General features: G+C 43.3%; 16 protein-coding genes. 7 read left to right on the forward strand and 9 right to left on the reverse strand.

The window, feature by feature from the left end:
• The first annotated feature begins 51 nt into the window (after positions 1 to 51).
• The 4 genes from BLU87_RS08660 (at position 52) to BLU87_RS08675 (ending at position 5,576) form a co-directional block, all read left to right on the forward strand.
• Entirely contained in the window at positions 52 to 1,473 is a 1,422-nt protein-coding gene (locus BLU87_RS08660) for an FGGY-family carbohydrate kinase (protein WP_092346855.1), read from the forward strand.
• Between the two features lie 566 nt (positions 1,474 to 2,039).
• Positions 2,040 to 3,281, forward strand: a complete 1,242-nt coding sequence (locus BLU87_RS08665) for a YibE/F family protein (RefSeq protein WP_092346858.1) — start codon at positions 2,040 to 2,042, stop codon at positions 3,279 to 3,281.
• Positions 3,278 to 4,702: a metallophosphoesterase family protein gene (locus BLU87_RS08670; RefSeq protein WP_092346861.1), complete on the forward strand. Its 1,425-nt coding sequence runs from the start codon at positions 3,278 to 3,280 to the stop codon at positions 4,700 to 4,702. Before BLU87_RS08665 ends, BLU87_RS08670 begins: the two co-directional genes overlap by 4 nt.
• Before the next feature lie 115 nt (positions 4,703 to 4,817).
• On the forward strand, positions 4,818 to 5,576 hold the full coding sequence (locus tag BLU87_RS08675; RefSeq protein ID WP_092346864.1) for a hypothetical protein: 759 nt from the start codon (positions 4,818 to 4,820) through the stop codon (positions 5,574 to 5,576).
• 278 nt (positions 5,577 to 5,854) lie between these two features.
• Here BLU87_RS08675 and BLU87_RS08680 read toward each other — a convergent pair whose 3' ends face one another.
• The 6 genes from BLU87_RS08680 to BLU87_RS08705 form a co-directional block, all read right to left on the reverse strand.
• The gene (locus BLU87_RS08680; RefSeq protein WP_092346867.1) at positions 5,855 to 7,039 is read right to left on the reverse strand and encodes a M20 metallopeptidase family protein; all 1,185 of its coding nucleotides are present in this window, start codon (positions 7,037 to 7,039) and stop codon (positions 5,855 to 5,857) included.
• Positions 7,040 to 7,074: 35 nt separating this feature from the next.
• Positions 7,075 to 8,181, reverse strand: a complete 1,107-nt coding sequence (locus BLU87_RS08685; protein ID WP_217637464.1) for a pyridoxal phosphate-dependent aminotransferase — start codon at positions 8,179 to 8,181, stop codon at positions 7,075 to 7,077.
• A gap of 137 nt (positions 8,182 to 8,318) precedes the next feature.
• On the reverse strand, positions 8,319 to 9,605 hold the full coding sequence (locus BLU87_RS08690) for a TRAP transporter large permease (protein ID WP_092346873.1): 1,287 nt from the start codon (positions 9,603 to 9,605) through the stop codon (positions 8,319 to 8,321).
• 27 nt (positions 9,606 to 9,632) lie between these two features.
• A complete protein-coding gene (locus BLU87_RS08695) occupies positions 9,633 to 10,154 on the reverse strand; it encodes a TRAP transporter small permease (protein WP_092346876.1) in 522 nt (173 codons plus the stop codon).
• Positions 10,155 to 10,228: 74 nt separating this feature from the next.
• A complete protein-coding gene (locus BLU87_RS08700; protein ID WP_092346879.1) occupies positions 10,229 to 11,236 on the reverse strand; it encodes a TRAP transporter substrate-binding protein in 1,008 nt (335 codons plus the stop codon).
• 170 nt (positions 11,237 to 11,406) lie between these two features.
• Complete coding sequence (locus BLU87_RS08705) at positions 11,407 to 12,798, reverse strand: FAD-binding oxidoreductase (protein WP_092346882.1); 1,392 nt, start codon at positions 12,796 to 12,798, stop codon at positions 11,407 to 11,409.
• A 414-nt stretch (positions 12,799 to 13,212) separates the two neighbouring features.
• Here BLU87_RS08705 and BLU87_RS08710 point away from each other — a divergent pair, with 414 nt between their 5' ends.
• The 3 genes from BLU87_RS08710 to BLU87_RS08720 all read left to right on the forward strand — a co-directional run bounded on the left by BLU87_RS08710 (position 13,213) and on the right by BLU87_RS08720 (position 16,891).
• Positions 13,213 to 14,499: a helix-turn-helix domain-containing protein gene (locus BLU87_RS08710; RefSeq protein ID WP_092346885.1), complete on the forward strand. Its 1,287-nt coding sequence runs from the start codon at positions 13,213 to 13,215 to the stop codon at positions 14,497 to 14,499.
• A gap of 518 nt (positions 14,500 to 15,017) precedes the next feature.
• Positions 15,018 to 16,126, forward strand: a protein-coding gene (locus BLU87_RS08715) for an IS3 family transposase (protein ID WP_092346888.1) whose coding sequence is annotated in 2 segments (ribosomal slippage) — positions 15,018 to 15,279 and positions 15,279 to 16,126 — 1,110 coding nt in all. Because the reading frame shifts where the segments join, the coding sequence is not laid out codon by codon here.
• Between the two features lie 375 nt (positions 16,127 to 16,501).
• The gene (locus BLU87_RS08720) at positions 16,502 to 16,891 is read left to right on the forward strand and encodes a DDE-type integrase/transposase/recombinase (RefSeq protein ID WP_092346891.1); all 390 of its coding nucleotides are present in this window, start codon (positions 16,502 to 16,504) and stop codon (positions 16,889 to 16,891) included.
• A 145-nt stretch (positions 16,892 to 17,036) separates the two neighbouring features.
• On the opposite strand, the gene BLU87_RS08725 is transcribed toward BLU87_RS08720, so the two are convergent.
• From BLU87_RS08725 to BLU87_RS08735, 3 genes are read right to left on the reverse strand one after another with little or no spacing between them, the layout of a single operon-like run.
• Positions 17,037 to 17,897, reverse strand: a complete 861-nt coding sequence (locus BLU87_RS08725; protein WP_092346894.1) for an ABC transporter ATP-binding protein — start codon at positions 17,895 to 17,897, stop codon at positions 17,037 to 17,039.
• A complete protein-coding gene (locus BLU87_RS08730; protein WP_092346897.1) occupies positions 17,894 to 18,697 on the reverse strand; it encodes an ABC transporter permease in 804 nt (267 codons plus the stop codon). The genes BLU87_RS08725 and BLU87_RS08730 overlap by 4 nt, the downstream gene beginning before the upstream one ends.
• Positions 18,694 to 19,650 (reverse strand): ABC transporter substrate-binding protein, encoded by a 957-nt coding sequence (locus tag BLU87_RS08735; RefSeq protein WP_092346900.1) that lies wholly within the window; start codon positions 19,648 to 19,650, stop codon positions 18,694 to 18,696. The genes BLU87_RS08730 and BLU87_RS08735 overlap by 4 nt, the downstream gene beginning before the upstream one ends.
• Positions 19,651 to 19,663 lie beyond the last annotated feature (13 nt).

Consider the following 19,663-nt stretch of genomic DNA (forward strand, 5'->3'; position numbering starts at 1 on the left):
GCATCCATAAATATATTAAAAACCAGCTTATATAGAAAATAGGAAAATGTGATGTCCATACTCGCAATTGACCAAGGAACAACCAGCACCCACGCTTTATTAGTTGGCAGCTCTGGAATTCAAACGACTGCAAAAACTTTAGAGCACCAGCAATTCTACCCAAAAGCAGGTTGGGTTGAACACGACCCTGAAGAATTGATTCAAAATATTCGGTGCTGCATTGACAGCTGTGATGATATACAAGCTATCGGCATCGCCAACCAGGGAGAAAGTTGTCTGGCTTGGGATGCCGATTCAAAACGTGCTATCTCTCCTATCATTGTCTGGCAAGACAATCGCACCCAGCTTACAATAGATAAGCTAAAATCTGAAAAGCAACAACAACGTGTCCTGGAATTATCGGGATTACCGTTAGACACCTATTTTTCTGCTACCAAGCTGAGATGGATTATAGACAATATTCCTGCAGCAAAAGAGTTACTTCAGCGCGGAAAACTGCGGTTAGGAACTACCGACTCTTTTTTTCTTGATCGTTTCACCGGCCACTTTGCAACTGACATAAGCACAGCTTCCAGAACATCATTAATGAATCTGCATACAGGCCAATGGGATGAAGAGTTATGTCACATTTTTGGTGTCCCGATGGAAGTATTACCCGAGATTGTCAGCACGACAGGTGACTTTGGTGCAGTCGAGTCCAAGGGGAGGGTGATTCCTATCACTGCAAGTATCGTTGACCAACAGGCGGCACTATATGGACATGGCTGCATAAATAATGGTGATGCAAAAATAACTTTTGGTACTGGGGCCTTTGCACTAGTTGTCACTGGTGCGACTCCAGAACAATCACCAAATCAGGGGTTATTGCCAACTGTAGCCTGGCAATTAAAAGGACAGCCCCCCATATACGCTCTAGACGGTGGCATCTTCTCTGCGGGGTCAGCAATCAATTGGGCGCGTTCTCTAGGATTATTTCAGGAGTATAGCCAAATTCAACATTTTGAGACAAACAGTGCTATTGAAAGAGACCTTGCTTTCGTTCCTGCTTTATCAGGTTTGGGTTGTCCTTATTGGGACAGAACTGCTGGTGGTTTATGGATCGGTTTGTCATTACATACTCGAGCAGCGGATTTAGTTCAATCTATTCTGGAAGGAATTGCTTTCAGAGCAGCTGAAGTCATTAACTCAATGAATGAGTTTGTATCCATCAAAGAGGTGATTTCAATCGATGGTGGACTAGCTGCAAACCCCTATTTATGCCAGTTTCTGGCTGATGTTCTGAGTCGACAGGTTACCGTTCAATCTTCAACGGAATTAACAGCATATGGAACTGCATGCCTTGCCGCTGAAGGGGAATTTGAGCCATACCCGATAAAAGACAGTACTAAAAAATATCTGCCTCAAACCAACAGAGATTCTCAGTTACTAAAGTTCCAAACGGCTGTAAGCAGGGCTGCTGATTGGCGACTCTGATACGGCTTTCTCAGGACATGGAGACGACATTTTTGTGCCGCTTCTAGAATAAACGGCTTATCTCAACTCACGTCCCCACACGGGTGCATAGGCGGCTTAGAAAAGATGATTGAAATTTTTTTGCGACAATGGCACGGTTCGTTATGATTGGCTTTTACAATACATGCTTCACGTGATCGCAGAAGTGCCGATAATAACGAACGAATATAGTACGAAATAGAATCACACCAAAACAGAAGCAGGCAATGGCGGCATAAGTCTACTTCTGGCCTCTTTTAAAAATGGAAAGATGCCCCTCTCCACACGACCCTCCATGACATAAGTAAGAACAAAACATACAAAAACCTAGCATTTTCTTAACGGAAACATAACATCCGAAGATTAGAAATACCCCTTCATTGATGCAGATATTTGAAATCGAGCAGGGTTCCATTCTGCCCCCTGTCCGAACGGCTCATTCAAAATCTGCCTATCCATAACTCAACGTTAACAAAATCGATCATCAAGATGCCTATCACCACACAACCTGTTTCTACCCCATGGCCGCAGGCAAGGGCGAATAAATAATGTTCAAAAAAAATTCTAAAATACTGACTAATAACTTAGACATTATTACCTCTATCCTTCTCGTCATTATTTGTGTCGTCATCATTCTTGTTATCCGCCAACTGGATTATTCCAGCTACTCCAAAGGAAGGACTGGCTCAACGATCACTTATGAAAAGTGTAGAGTTCTCAATGTCATTGAGGAAAACCTTAAAAAAAGCAATCTTTCCGAAAAGATACTAGTAGGCAAGCAAAATCTGCAAATTTACTTACTTAGCGGTAAATACAAAGGCGAAACTCTAACGGCAAGCAATCGTCTAAGCGTATACAACAGCGTTCTTGCAAAAAAAGGGCAGAAGTTAACAGTCATTGTTGATGAACTGAAAAACGGCAAGTTTAAAGTTCGCGTTTATAACTATGACAGAGCTCCCTATATTTATATCTTCGCTTTGATTTTTCTCTTCACAATGGTGTTGATCAGCGGCAAAAAAGGACTCATGTCATGTTTGAGTCTGGTCTACACCCTCGTCAGCATACTGTTCATATTTTTACCTTTGATTATGAGAGGTTATTCCCCCGTCTGGTCTTCAATCGGTGTTGTTGTCCTCGTGACCACCGCAAACATGGTTTTTTTGAACGGAATCAGCAAGAAGACTTTTTGTGCCATCAGCGGAACAGCCTCAGGAGTTGTCCTTTCTGGACTCATCTTACTTCTCTACAGCAGTTTGGTCCATATCTCGGGATTTAAACTAGAGGAGGCGGAAAGCCTTCTTTTTATCCGTCAAAAAACGAGCTTGGGAGTAGAGAATATCCTTTTTGCCGGCATCCTCATCGCAGCCATGGGTGCTGTTATGGACACGGCTCTGTCCATTGTCTCTGCGATCTATGAGCTGCATGTCAATGTTCAGAATTGTGGTGCCATGAAGCTCTTTAAGACGGGGATGAATGTCGGAAAGGATATGATCGGGACCATGTCCAACACCCTGATCTTGGCTTTCGTCGGCTCTGCTCTGTCAACCATCATCGTCCTTGATTTCTATTCAGTTCAATACAACCACCTAATTAATTCAAACTTTGTCGCCATCGAAATTGTCCAAGCTTTAGCAGGCAGTATGGGGGTCATACTGACCATCCCCATCACTGCCGCCTTAACTGCCAGATTATTACAGCGAGAAAGCTGGAGTGAGCAACAAAAACGCAACTCCAATATCTCATTAAATGGGACTGAAAAGTCCACTAGCCAAGGAGACGAACAGAAATGAACATGTTACAGCAGTTGTCCCGATTGTTTTTACTTGTCAGTTTTGCCTTAGGAGTTCCCGTTGTGGCAAGCGCTTATGATGCTTACAACATCACGATTCAGCTTGGCAGCAATGAACAGGAGCTGAACTTTACTTGGTTCACCAGAAGCGAACCAACTGGATATGAAGAACTTATGGTGTACGATGTCTCAGACCTATCTGAATCTTATGCTGCGACCTGTACTGAGGTTGATGTCGAAGAAGGAGAATCATTGGGTGGCCCTCCTGGAACGGATACAACCGATGATACAACTGATGATTCGATTGATGAGGATGACTCAACGGTATACTCCTGCAGAGTCACCTCTGTTAGCGTAGAGGAGAGCAGCACGTATTATTATATTCTCGGAGACGGAGATAGCTACACCGAAAGCGTTGATTTCCAAACTGAAGATAGTCAGGACTACAATTTCATTTTTGTCGGAGACCCACAGATCGGTTCACACGATACTGAGGAAGATGCAGAAGGATGGAGTGAGACTGTCACAAAGGCGTTGACAACCTTTCCTGAGACCAGCTTTATCTTAAGTGCCGGCGATCAGGTCAATACCGCATCCTCTGACAGCGAATATGATGGATTTTTCGCAGCAACTGAACTCTCATCGACACCATTTGCTCCCGCACTTGGCAATCATGATACCAACGACCTCTACTCCTACCATTTCAGTGTACCTAATGAATCACAAGACTATGGTGTGACCGATGGTGGCGGTGATTATTGGTTTACATATGGTGACACCCTCTTCATGGTAATAAACACCAACAGCGACAGCAATTCAGAGCATGAAACTTTCGTTGAAGAGGCAATCGAAGCAAATCCAGACGTTCAATGGAAAATAGTTGTCTTTCACCATTCCATCTTCAGCTCAGCCAGTCATGTCGACGATGTCAATGATATCAGAACCGTCATGTACCCAATCATCGACGATAACGATATCGACATGGTTCTTTCAGGTCATGATCACTTCTATGCCCGCACCTATCAGCTATCCGGTGGCGAAATTGTTGAAGGTGGAGCCAGCTACACATCAACTGATCGAAGATCTGGTGAAGAGGTAACAAAACATGTCGACCTAGTAGGCGACGTTATCGATATTGATAATAAAAAGATAATCGGACAGACCGTTGTTGTTGATCCGGAGGGGACGGTATATATCACTGCCAACTCTGCAAGTGGTAGCAAATACTACGACTTTACAGACATTGATGGGTACACTAATTATTACTTCGCCATGTATGAGCAACTGGAAACACCAACATACCTAAATGTTAAAATCAGCGGTTACACGGTAACAGTTTCTTCTTATCGTACAGACACAGGGGAGCTTCTTGATAGCTATTCGATCGTAAAAAGTCGAGAAGGTCGCCATGCATATGAATAATGAGTCCTGGAAGAATGAATGGAAATATTGCTTTTTTTGTGAAGATTCAGATCTGTGATAATTGACGATCTTCAATAAATTACGTATTAAAATTTTTAAGATAAGGACAAAAACGATGAAAAGATTGTTATGGCTTTTAGTTCTGATTTTACTTTTTATTGCTGGATGTGGAGATAATGATAGCAGTAGCAACGGTGTCTCTTCAGGATTCACCTCGTCAATGATTGACGATGATACCTATTATCTCTCTTATGAGAAAGATGGTGAAACCGTACAATCAACGATCTATTTCTCAGATGGGACTGCAACAGTTATTGATGAATGGTACGACAGTGAGGGTAACTACCTGTACAGGGGCACATATCAGCTTATAGTCACCCTGAATGACGATGGGTCTCTCACAGCGACAAGCAGCTCTTCTGACGAAGAAGACACCCTTTCTGAAAGCAGCGATTACACTGTCGAATGGTCTTTTGATTCAGATTCCTGGATCGATGATTGGCATACTGAGATTCCTGACGATTGGTACGAGACGAATGAATTTACCTCCGACATGATCGACAACGATATTTATTATGTATCTTATCAGGATGGATTATATACTGTTCAGGAGACCATTACTTTTTCTGGTGATGCGGTCCTGGTTTCTAAGAATTATTACGATGACAATGGAGTCTGGAGTTCATCTGAAGAGGATACCTCCTATGTTATTACCCTAAATGACGATGGAACCCTCTCCGGAATTACAAACAATGGCATTGTCACTTTCATCCTTGTCAGCGAAACGGAAGAGTTCCTTTTGGTCTACGCAGCTGATGACAAATACAGCTATACGGGAACAGATAACTGGTACTTCTCTGATCCAACAGAATAAATCTGCTCAAAAGAGCAGGAAGACTAACAAAAGAAGGAAACTAAACCACTTAAAATTGATAGTATGACGGTGCTAGCTTAATTTTATCTGTGCACTGCGGTCAGCAGAGAGGCTACTTTCTAAATAATCCCTTCAACTAAAGCGACAAACGATAAAGAGGAGCACCTTTTGTGCTCCCCTTTGTTGACGCACTTACTCAATCCCATCCGGTAAATCTTTTAAAGATTTCAGCTTAATCATAGTCATTGTTGCTTCAACGCTGAGTTCCCATTAAGGTTTCAAGTCGCAATAGCCAGAGATTTATCGAGCAACTTAAAAGCTGTTCTGACAAACAGTTCCGTTCCAAAAAGCAATGCGCCTTCATCAATATCGAACATAGGATGATGGTGTGGGTAGACTGTGCTTTTCTTAGTATCGTGAATCCCAACAAAAGCAAAAGCACCAGGTGCGTGTGCAAGGTAGGAAGAAAAATCTTCACCAGCCATGGTTCGGTGTATAGCAGAGACCTTTTCAGCACCAACAGTTTCTGCCGCAGCTTGACGTGCATATTTCGCAATCACCGGATCATTGGACAGCAACGCGTTGCCCTGCTGAAATGACAGTTCATACGTTGCATCATATGCTTTGCAAATTTGATCGATGACCGTTTCAAAACGTTCTAAGAGCTTCTCCCCTTCTGGATACAAAAAGCGAATCGAGCCTTCGATCTCAACCTTCTCAGGAATGATCGTCGAGCTTGTTCCAGCTTGAATTTTTGTAATCATAATAGCTGCAGGATCAAGAGCATCGACTTGTCGGGTTTGGATCCCCTGAATGGCCTGGATAATCAGCGTAGAAACATAGATTGGATCAATGGATTTATGTGCAAATCCCGCATGTCCTCCACGACCGTTCACAGTGAGATTAAAATAATACGATGCAGCCATTTGCGGTCCATCCACAATGTCAACACTGCCTGTTGCACATTGAGACCACAGATGCATTCCGAATACAGCATCGACTTTCGGATCCAACATGACACCATCTTCGATCACTTTCCAAGCGCCAGCATCTTCTTCATTCGGTTGAAAAAGAATTTTCACTGTCCCGGAAAACTGTTCTCGCAGAGAAAAAATAATGCGCGATGCGACTAAAAGCATTGCCATGTGACCATCATGGCCACAAGCATGCATTATTCCAGGGGATTCTGAAGCATAAGCTAAACCCGTTTCCTCAAAAACAGGGAGCGCATCCATATCGGAACGCAATAATACGGTGCGTCCTGGTTTCGTCCCCTCTATAGTAGCAACGACACCTGTCCCGGCGATAGGATTGGGATGAAGACCAAGATCTTTCAGGTATGCGATGATTTTTTTTTGGGTGTTAAATTCCGCAAATCCGATTTCAGGGTGGCGATGAAAATACCTGCGCAATTCCTTTAATTCATCGGAAAAAGATTGAACTTTTTGTGTTATTTCAAACATATCAATACAAAAACCTCTATTAGGAATAAATGTGCTTATTGTCTAGATGCAATGTAAGAGCTTAGTCTTTCAACACCCTTTTGAATGTTTTCAAAAGAATTTGCAAAGCAGAAACGGATATAGCCTTCTCCCATGGGACCAAAAGCAGAGCCGGGAACAGTCATAACGCCAGCATTTTCTAGCAGTTCTCTTGAAAACTCTTCTGAACTTTTGTTGTAGGCGGAAATGTTCGCCATGACACATAACCCCCCCATAGGTCTTATACATTTGAAACCAGGCATACTTTGGATCCCATCGACAAGAAGATTCATCCGTTTTTCATACGCGGAAGCCATCTCTTGAACCTTATCCTGAGATCCTCTGAGCGCTGCCAACGCGGCTTTCTGGATGAAAACGGGCAAACATGAGAGGACAGATTCCTGGAGCCTAAACATACTTTTCATGATTTTTGGGTGCCCGACAATATAGCCAATTCTCCAACCTGTCATTGCGTAGGTTTTTGATAAACTGTTCATCACCAAAACATTGTCTTTGATGCGGTCGTTCTGAGCTAGGCTGTAGTGACCACTCTTCCCATAGGTTAAGGATTCATACACTTCATCGGAGAACACTATTAGATTGTTATCATCGATGAGCTGCTCTAGTGACTGAATGTATTCCTCGCTTGCAGTAACTCCCAACGGATTGTTTGGATAATTTAAGATGATACCTTTTGTTCGAGATGAGATCGCTTTCTTGAGATCTTCAGGATCGATCTGAAAATTATTTTTTTCATAAACGGGGATGGAGACGCATTTGGCTTTGACCAGTTCAATCTGGGCGAAGTAGTTCGGGTAACATGGATCGGTTACGATCACTTCATCACCGGGATTCACAGTCGCCAACAGTGACATCATCAAAGCCTCTGTGCCACCGCAGACAATCATTACATTGTCCGGTGTTATACGCCGTTTGAGTTGCTGTGTGTATTTATCAGCAACGGCCTGACGCAATTCCAATATTCCCGACGTCGGACTGTAACGGGTATCTCCACCCTGAATTGATGCAATTGCGGCTTCGCAGATGTGAGATGGAGTCGAAAAATCTGGTTCTCCATTGCAAAGATTCACCACGTCGGGGTACTCAGGAAGCAAATCAAACATCGCTCTGATTCCAGATGCCGGATAATTTTTTGCGTAATATGAAATGTTTTGATCTGATGGTTTCATGACATTTTGGTTCCTTGTCGTCGATTTTCTACGAAATCTCCCCAGCAAAGCCGGGAGAATTTCGTGCTAGATCAGGCCAAAAGACCCAACCAGCGCGGGATAGTCAGCGTGAGTGCCGGAATATAAGTGATGAGAAGAAGAACAACAAACTCAATCAGAAGAAATGGCCAAATTGCCATGACCACTCTTTCAACGGGAATTTTGCCGACACTACTTGCGGTAAAAAGGACAAGTCCTAGAGGTGGGGTTGCCACTCCGATTGTTAAATTCATCAGCATGATAATCCCAAAGTGGACAGGATGAATACCAAGCGCCTCTATCATCGGAAATAAAATTGGTACCAAAATAATGATAGAGACCGTGGGTTCCATAAACATACCAATGATCAGCAGGACAATATTCAACAGCAACAAGATGACAAATGGATTTGTAGAAAACTGTGTGACTGCCGCACTCATTTTTTCGGCAAGTTGAAGAACGGTAACAGCAAAACCGCTGATTCCAGACATTGAGACAATCAAATGCAACGAAGCCGTCAAAAGGGCTGAACGGATGAAGAGATCAGGTAACCTTTTCAGTTTCAGAGTTTTAGTGACAAAAAGACCGACAAAAAGGGCATAGACACAAGCGACAGCAGCAGCCTCTGTTGCGGTAAATATCCCAGCCAAGATGCCAACAATAATTATGATCGGCATCAAAAGCGGGATGAGAGCTTTTCTAAAAATGATAAGACCTTGTCTAAAAGAGGTTCGTTCAGCGCGGAAAGTGTAGTTCCTTTTGATCGAAATAAAATAAGTCAGGATCATCAAAGAGACACCAATAAGTATTCCCGGAACATAACCAGCGACAAATAGGGTCCCAATAGATTGCTCAGCTGCAACCCCAAGAATAATCATTAGAAGACTTGGAGGAATGATCGGCCCGATGATTGATGACGACGCGGTAACTGCCACGCTGAAATCTTTGTCATACCCCTCTTTTTCCATGGCAGGAATCATGATCGATCCCAATGCGGCGGTATCTCCGATAGCCGAACCTGTGATTCCTGCAAACAACATACTGGCGATGATATTGACTTGCCCAAGTCCGCCACGTATGCGCCCAACCAAAAGGTTTGCAAAACTGACAAGCCTCTGGGTGATTCCTGCTTCATTCATAATCTCCCCAGCGAGAATAAAAAAGGGGACCGCGAGGAAAGGGAATGTTCCCAATTGTGACCACATACGATTCGGAAGAACTACCAAAGGGACGTCAATAAACAACACCATGACCAGTCCCGTAATTCCTAGAACAAATGCGATGGGCATTCCCAGAAATAACGTTAAAATAAAAACTCCAACTATGCTCAGTGTTTCCATTGAATATTTACTCCCAATTGCCAATAGTTACTGTTCTTCGTTGCCAATATTAAATACATCAGTGAGAATGATTTCAATTTGCTGCAAGATAATAAGTGTCATACCTAGAGGGACAGAGCTATAGACCCATATCATTGGTATTCTAAGATAAGCAGACCTTGACTTGAGTAGACCGGAAATCATGTCATAGGAAGAGTTGACGACAACACACAAAAAGATAATGATAGAAATCCCAAGGACGAATTTAATCGTTTTTTGAAGAGTAGTTGGGAGATAGTCAACAAGAAAATCAAGAGCAACATGTGCTTTCTCTCTTACTAAACACACACTACCCAAAAAAGCAGACCACATCATCAGGTATACTGCTATTTCATACACCCATCCAAGAGGCTGGTTGAGAACATATCGAAAGGCCACCCCAAGAAAAACAATCGTCAGGTTTATGGCCAACATAACACCGACGGTAATCTTGCATGCTTGGGAAAAAAAGATGTTCAGTGAAACAAAGCTTTTAAATAAACGGTAAAATATGTTTTTTTGAGGATTCAATTGGTCACATCCCTCTCTACAAAATAAAGTTTTGCCTCCCGATAACGTATGCGGGAGGCAAAAGCTTTTAAAGGTTAGCGGTTAATGGCTTTGGAGGCCCGTTCCAAAAAGTCTTTACCGATTTTGCCTTCCCAATCAGAATACACAGATTGGGTTGCTTCTCTAAATCTGACAATTTCACTGTCGGGCAATGAGTTCACTTGGAGCTTTTTCTTCAGCATTTCAATTTTTTCAGCGTCGTCCTGACGCACTAACTCTCTTTGATACGCGGCAGCTTCAGTAAATGATTCTTGAATTGCGGTTTGAATATCAGCGGGCAATCCATCAAAAAAGTTTTTGTTAATCATGGTTAATCCGGACAGATAAACATGGCGAGTTAAAGAAAAGTACTTTTGTACCTCATAAAATTTCATCGTGTAAAATAGTGACGGGGGATTTTCTTCACCATCGACAACGCCTGTTTGCATCGCGGTGTATAACTCACCAAAAGGCATCGGAGTTGGACTGGCACCAAGAGCTTCAAAAGCCGAAACATGAACCGGTGCTTTCATTGTTCTAATCTTGAGACCTTTCATGTCTTCAAGGGTTTTAATGGGACGCGCATTGTTACTCACATGTCGAAAACCGTTTTCCATGAAACCCAAAACATAAGCATTCCCGACACTTTCACTTAAAAGTTCCTCTCCGATAGGGCCGTTTATAATGGTATCAACGTCCTCGTAATCATTGAAGAAATAAGGAAGGTCTAATAACGCCCATTTGGGATTATAGTCGTACAAAGCAAATGTTCCTGTCAGTGCCATTTGGGCAATCCCCATTTGGACACTATCTGCGGCCTGAACATCACCACCTAGAGTCCCTTGAGGAAAGATTGTAACTTCAACCCGTCCATCAGTCCGCTCAGCAACAAGATTCTTAAATTTCACATACCCTTTATGGTACGCATGTGATGTTGGAACCGTATGAGCAAGTTTTATTTTGATTTTATCGGCTGAGAAAGAGAAACTAGGAACAATGAAAAAGGTCGTTAGAATTAAAGAAAAAAGAAACAGGAATGGCTTTGATTTTACGTGTTTTTGCATAATGCTAAACTCCTTTGGCACAGAAAGAATGAATGATCATAAAAATGGAACTCTTCTTGTTGGATAACGGACCTCCTTTACATGCATGAGCTAAAAATGAAAATTATTTTGGGAGCAGAGATTATCTAATTTCTGTCTATCTGGATGGTTCATAGATAACGACAAAAGGTTTATGAGTTGACATCACTTGGAAACATCTTCCCCGGATTTAAAATATTGTTAGGGTCAAGAGCTTTTTTTATGGTCTTCATATAATCAACCGTATTTCCTTCTAATTCCATGGAGATAAACGGAGCTTTCGTGATCCCGACACCATGTTCACCACTCATCGTGCCATTCAGCTTTAAAGTCTCTGAGAAGACCTCTTTGACCACTTCTTCAGCACTCTCCTTTTCGCCTGGGATACTGATATCCACCATAATGCAGACGTGAATATTGCCGTCTCCAGCATGACCAAAGTTAACGATAGGAATCCCGTATCTTTGTGCGATAGAATCGATTTTTCGGATCATGTCGGGGACTTTTGAGCGGGGTACGCAAATGTCTTCGTTGTATATCTGAGGTCTCACTTGCCTCAAAGCACCTGTGACCGCTCTGCGCATTTCCCATAACTTCTCACTCTCAACATCTGTCGATGCAATTCTTATATCGACAATTCCGAGAGCTTTGATAGACTCTGAAATAATTTCTGCTTGTTTGTCGAGAAACTCAATGTCACCATCAACCTCAATAATGAGGGCAGCATTGGCTGAATTGGGCACGTCTAATTCTGTTGATCTCCGCAGACACTCTAAAGTTCTCGCGTCCATGAATTCCAATGTTGTTGGGATGATTTTATTTCTGATAATCGCTGACACGGCATTAGCTGCGCCATCAATTGAATCGAACAGAACCAACATGGTTTTTTTAGCTTCCGGCTTGGGAAGCAATTTAGCAATGATTTTTGTAACGACTCCAAGAGTCCCTTCACTGCCGCATATCAATTTGGTTAAATCGTAGCCGACGACGCCTTTCATTGTCTCTCCACCGGTACGAATAATATCTCCGGTGGGGGTAACAAGTTCCAACCCGACAATATAATCTTTAGTGACCCCATACTTGACACAACGTGGCCCGCCAGCACATTCAGCAACATTGCCTCCCATCGTCGAGACCTTAAGAGATGCTGGATCTGGAGGATAAAACAGACCAACTTTCTCTACAGCTTTCTGAAAGTCTGCAGTAACAACGCCAGGCTCAATGATTGCAACCAAGTTTTCTTCATCAATTTCAAGGATTCTGTCGAGTCGGCTCAAACCAAGGACAATACCGCCTAATATCGGTAAGCTTCCACCGGTGAAACCGGTTCCTGCTCCACGAGGCAAAACAGGAATGTGGTTCTGATTGGCAAACTGTAGTATCCGACTGATCTCTGTAGCAGTTCCGGGATGAACAACAACATCAGGCAAAAACTGTTGCTGTGTGGCATCGTAGGAGTAGCAGATTCGATCACTTTTTTGTGTCAGGACATGATCTAAACCGGCAATATCACATAATATGTTCAGTTGTTCTCTTGTTAACATGTTCCTCGACAGTCCGAATCAACAACCTACAACGATGAGTATTAAGACCGCAGCTCGAAACGTTATAATAGCTGCCAATGTATTTGATGATTTGATTTTGACTACAGATGATATAAAGTCATTTCCATAATGTGTCTTTAAAGAATTAAAGGCTAAGTTTTAAATATTGTCAAGAAAAAAGTCTTCAATGTTTGCTAAAACCCTCTTGGTCTTATATATATTGTGCCTCATTGAAGACGCTTTGATTTTTTCAAAAAGCATTGAATTAACAAGGCACAAGCTATAGCAGGTCCATGCTTCAGAGCTTTCCGTTACATCATGATTTTTCAATGAAGACAGGTTTAAGCTTTATTTTTCTTATTCCACAGTTAGATTGAAACAGGACGTTTTCTATTAAAAAGGAATTTATAAACTATGAAAATTGCTATAGTTGGCATTGATAAACGAGTTGAGGAGATTCAAAAAATAACTAGCTTGATGGATCTGTCTTTCAATTTAATACCTTTTTCATTCAGTGACTACAGTAAAGCTTCACAAACGGTTAAAGAAATAGAAAACGTTGATGGGATTCTATTTGTTGGCAGCTACTCTTACTACTTAACTAAAAGTGAACACCAAAGCAGTATTCCGACGACATTTTTTGAATTTGACGAAACTGGCATCATGAAGTTGATCACCTCTTCGTCATTGCAAAATGTACCGAAAATAATCAGCATCGACACTGTCAAGAGTTCTGTTATTCAGCAAATCTATAGAGAGCTAGGTTTTCCTCTCACTCATGTTAATTCAATTTTTCACGATAAAATATTGACTGTTGAAGATATTGTAAACTTTCATATAGAAAATTATCGTCTAAACAATAAAACAACAATTATTACGGGATTTTTTAGCGTATATAAGTATCTAAAGAAAAATAATTACCCTTGCATGTTAATTAATCATACATATTTTTCTGTTCAAAAAGGGTGTGATAAAATCATTGAATCTATTAACTTTATGAACTTTAGTAGAAATCATCCAGCCGTTGTCATCATAAAGATAGATAAAGATAATAGTCCAAATGAACGCAATGAATTTAAATACCAAAGATTCATTTATAGATATTTTAATTATATGTTGGATTTCCAAGAAAAATTGCAATCATTTGTTTTTAATAGAGGGTCTGAGAACTATTACTTAATATCAACTAGAGGCTTTATTGAAGACTACACAGATAAGTATAGATGTTTCCCGCTACTTTATCACTTGTTTGTCAAGTTTAAAGTTACTGTGAGTATTGGTATTGGTTACGGTTCAAGTCCTATCAGCGCAATGTCTAATGCAAAACAGGCTTTAGAACTGGCATCTAAGCAAACAAATACAGTAAAAATCTTGACACAATTGGGACAAATTATATCTCCTGCCGACACAAAGGACAGTGGCTACAATATCAAAAACTTTGATGAACAGATAATCCAAATTGCTGATGATTCAGGTGTCACTCCGGAGAATATTAGCAAAATCAAAGGGATCCTTGAACGTCAGAACTCTCAGCATATGACAGCCTATGAGCTTTCAGAAGCATTGGGAATTACACCTCGCAGCGGCAATCGATTGCTTACAAAGCTTTTTCAAGCTGGTTATGCTAAAGAGTCCAGAGTTGAACGCCCAGCCAAAGGTAGACCAAGCCGTGTCTATGAGATTAATCTAGTCAATAGATGAGTTTAATTTCGGCGACAACTGAACAGGAAGAAATATAAAAAATATCTTATAAAAAGGCCGTCTATCAGAGATAGTAAAACAATTCTGCATTCGAAGCGAGCCAACGAATAGCGGCATCCGCCCTTCTAACATAATTGAAAACTGATTCATCTTTAGGAGACGACCCGATCTTTCGTCACCTTGCACAGCGCCATGTTGACCGACTCAATAAGGTCTGGACAATGAAAATACCTACGGTCCGAAGATATATCTACCTGGCTGCGCTACTGGATTTTAAGCATTGAGCAGCAAGACCGAAAGAGACGGCCTCTTAATCAAAACGCCCCGAAAAGTTTCGAGGCGTTTTGTTAGCATTAATATTTCTGTAAGCGTTCCCATCATCGGAACCGAAATCGATCACCCTATTACCGTGACCTCAACGACATCAACCTTTAGGCTGATGTGACTCCGTAAGCTTCCCCAGTAGGTAGACATGTCAAAAGTAGAGATTTCTGGCACAATGTAACCAGGAGGCTCTGATGAAAAAGACACGTTTTACCGAAAATCAAATTATCGCCATCCTTAAAGAAGGCGAAGCTGGCATTCAAGTTAAGGAGATCTGCCGCACGCACGGGATCTCCGATGCCACCTATTACAACTGGCGATCCAAGTACGGTGGCATGAGTGCTTCCGACTTGAAACGCTTAAAAGAAACTGAACAGGAACTTTCTCAACTCAAGCGCATGTATGCTGATATCGCTCTTGAAAACCGAGCATTGAAAGACCTGATTGAAAAAAAGCTTTAAGGCCGCCTGATAAGCGTGAAGCAGTGACTTATCTGATTGCCGAGCACCGCATGTCCGTCCAGCGTAGTTGTCGCTGTGTCGGTCTCTCTCGGGCGGCCTACTATCGACAACCTGCAACCAAAGATCGCGATGTTGAAGTTGTTGATGCACTCAATAGCGTACTCGACAAACATCCCCGTTGGGGCTTCTGGAAATGCTGGAAATATTTGTACAAGCGCCACCGTTGGAACCATAAGCGGGTTTATCGCATTTACTGCAAGCTGAACCTGAACCAAAAACGCCAGGCCAAGAAGCGACTACCGAAACGTGTTCAACAGCCGTTACTTGTGCCATTGCAACCGAACCAAGTCTGGTCCGCCGACTTCATGAGTGATTCGCTCTATGCTGGCCGGCGATTTCGGACTTTTAACGTGATCGACGATTTTAACCGAGAACTACTGCATATTGAAATCGATACCTCAATTACCGGAAAACGATTGATCCGGGTGTTTGAACGGCTTCGCTTAGAGCGCGGATTGCCTGAAATGCTGAGAACCGATAACGGCCCCGAATTTCTCAGTGGTGAGTTCATTGCCTGGGCCGAAGAACACGGGATGACGATTCAATACATTCAGCCCGGCAAACCAAACCAGAATGCGTATATCGAGCGCTTCAACAAGACGTATCGTAACGAAGTGCTCGACCTGTACCTGTTCCGCAATCTGAACGAGGTTCGGGAGACCACGTACTGGTGGAAAATTGAATACAACGAGCAGCGGCCTCATGATTCCCTCGGGGATCTGACGCCTGCTGAATATCTGTCAAAGAACGCTGGAAACTCTACTTTTCAACTGTCTACTTGACAGGGAAGCTTACGACTCGCTCTAACTGGTCAGGTGGATCAGAGACTGTCATAGCATCTTCCTCCTTTGAGTTTAAGGTAATTACAGCCTACCACAACTCTCAAAAAGAATAGTCCGCCCCATTCTGGGTATTGTTAACTTAATGCTCTTCCCTTCAGTCAGTATGAATCAATCATCAAATCACAGCCTACAAAGGTCATCGTTTTCCAAAATCCATTATCAGTTATGTTGTATGGCCATACTACAGATTTTCGCTATCCGAGACCTGTAGATCCGTTACAAATCCATCGGGAAGTGGTGCATTAAATTTCCATCTTCTTACTCAAAAAAAGCTGCGTAAGTCTGCTGGTCAGGCTGGTGACATCTGGTATCTCGATGAGTTTTTATCAAAATACGGGGCGAACAGCACCCCTTTGGCGAGCAGTCGATCAGGATGGCGATGAAATCGGCATCTTGGTTCAACATAAGCGCAACAAACAAGCGGCACTTCGTTTCTTTCGCGAGCTATTTCGTAAAACAACTATGCGTCCTCACAAGATCGTGACCGATAAACTGCCTAGCTACCGTGCTGCATTGAAAGAGCTAGACACCTCAGCAGCGTACGTGACGGACAGATATCAAAACAAGCGAGCGGAACTTTCGTACCAAACACCTCACTGCGTAAACGAAAAATGCAGAGGTTCAAATCACAAAGACAAGCCAAGCAGTTCCTCTCCTTCCATGGACTGGGGAACAACATTTTCCGTCAGCAGCATCATTTGTTGAGAGCCAAAAACGACCACATCCTTCGCAATCGCGCCTTTGCTACCTGGCAACAGGACACCTGCGGCGGCTGGTCTGAGATGATGTGACTTAACTCTGACAATGCCTCATTTTAAAACTTCCTGAATAACAAAACTTATTATGCAAGTCATAGATTATGGGCATCACCGCCTGCAGGCGGACATTGCGCGCAATCCTTGACGTCACAACTTTCGCTCGGTGCTTTTAGAATTTCCGTAAGCTCACGGTTCATCCTGACAAATAATTGATCCTGCTTGCTGCGATAACGGGGCAAAGTGACATCGATAATACATTTGATCCCTTTACTGGCTTTATCCAAAATCAAGATCCGATCGGCCAGCAGAAGCGCCTCTTCGATATCATGAGTCACAAACAGAACCGTGTGGGACAGTTTACGGCTGAGCTGCATCAACAATAACTGCATCTCTCCCCGAGTCTGGGCGTCCAATGCGGCGAAAGGTTCATCCAGAAGCAACACCTCTGGAGCCAAAATCAAAACCCGCGCCAGAGCGACCCGCTGTTTCATCCCACCGGATATCTCCTCCGGCAGATGATCGGCGTAACCGGCTAACCCGACTAATTCGATAAAGCGTTCAACCTCAATATTTCTTTGTTTTTTGTTAAACCCCCTTTGCTGCAAGCCGAAGTCAATATTCTCCCTAACGGTCAACCACGGAAACAAAGCATTCTCCTGAAAAACCACACAACGGTTCGTACCCGGACCATCGACATTTTTCCCGGCCAGTTGCACCGAGCCGATATCTGGCTTCAGAAATCCAGCCAGCAAGTTCAACAGCGTAGTTTTGCCACAACCGCTGCGACCGAGAATACAGACGATTTCACCTTGATCCACACTGAAGCTGACATCTTGTAACACTGATACGCACCCGTTTGTGGTGGTAAAACCTACACTTAACGAATCTATGTTCAGCAGAGCGGGGGCAGCTCGTTTATCTCGGTTATAAACCACCTTCAAATGGGATTTCATGCGGTTCTCCTAGCGCTTCTGAAGAAAATCTTCATCAATCCATGCAGCACTGAATCGCTGATTTTCCCAACCAGAGCAATCAGAACGATCCCAACAACCACGACATCAACCTGGCCCAACATGCGAGCGTCCATGACAACCGCACCCAAGCCGGTCGAAACACCCGTCATTTCCCCCAGCACCATATAAGCCCATGATACCCCCAGTCCCAGTCGCAGACCGGTTATGATATGTGGCATGGTCGCCGGCAGCAGAACGGCAACGACCCCCCGCAAGCGTCCGGCACCCAACATAGCTCCAGCTTGTAACAACACCGGGCTCACGTTGCGGGCACCCGCCTCGGCGTTGAGATATATTGGGAAAAAAGCTGCAAGAGAGATTAAAAAAACGGTTGCTTTAATCCCGATACCAAACCAAACCAGTGCCAATGGTAACCAGCAGATCCCGGGGACAGATCTAAGGCCGTTAATCGTCGTAGCAATCATCCGTTGAACACAACTCAGTCGCCCAGACATAACCCCCAACGGTACCCCTAACGCGACGGCAAGGATAAACCCACCTAACACCCGCATGCTGCTGGCGTACAAATCACCCCAAAAACGACCAGCATATGGGGCGCTGCCGGTCTCGGCAAATAGATATGAGAACATGGCTCGTAACACCGCACTGGGGTGCGGCATCAAATAACCAGGGACCAACCCTGTTTCACTGACCATAAACCAGAGCAACAATAAGCCAGCAGGGATCAAACAAGGGAGAACCCGGTTTAATTCAAGAGGCTTAAATGGATGGCCGATCATTTCAACCTCTGCTGTGCTTGATTCACGAAATTCAGGTCGAATAATTTGTTGTAATCCGGCTGCTTTGCAATCATACCAAGTTTCTCCATCTGCGCACCCAATGCCTTGGTTTGTGCCACAAAAGTTTCATCCATCTGCCAGGATAATTCCATGTTGGTTGCAGATAATTCAAGGGTTTCAGGCTGAATACCGAAATTGGTCGCTTTGGCGAACCAGGTTTCCTGATCGATGACCAGCATTTTTGTCGCCTTAGCGTGAGCCAAAACCAGTTGTTCAACAATTTCAGGTTGTTTTTCAATTGTTTCCCGCCGAACAATCATAACAGCATTAATAGCACCGATCGAATCACCATAATAAGGATAGGATAAGATCTCTCCGTAACCCCGTTGAACCGCGAGAGCCGGAAATGGCTCACCAGAAAGGAATGCGTCGATACTGCCACGCGCTAGAGCCGTCCCCATGTCGAAGAAATCAACCCGAATCAAAGTCACGTCCTTTTCCGGTGACAAACCATTACGCATCAGCGTCTCTCGTAACAGAATCTCATGCATGGTTCCCGGCACATAGCCTATTTTTTTGCCTTTAAGATCTTTTTCCGAATGGATATTGCTGTTGCTGCTGACAACTAATGCTGAACACTTGTTGCACAAAGCAGCAACAATAACGATCGGCTGTCCCTGGGCAGCGGAACGGATGGCATGAGCCAGAGTCGTCCCCGTCATTTCAAGACTACCGGCCAGAAGAGCCGTCTTCTGATCCGCCGGATTAGTAAACGTGTGAATTTGAACATTCCATTCGGCAGACAAAAACTGCTCGTAAAAAAAAGGTTGTATTGTTTGTGCCGTTTTCCAAGTGCCGACTGACACATTAGTAGCCTGAGCAGCAGACAAAGGCCCCTGACAGACGATGAGCAGCAAAAGAACGAAACTTTTGCAGATAGACACTGCCGACATATTATCCCTCTTC

The organism is Desulfuromusa kysingii, from assembly GCF_900107645.1.
GTDB classification, from domain to species: Bacteria; Desulfobacterota; Desulfuromonadia; order Desulfuromonadales; family Geopsychrobacteraceae; genus Desulfuromusa; species Desulfuromusa kysingii.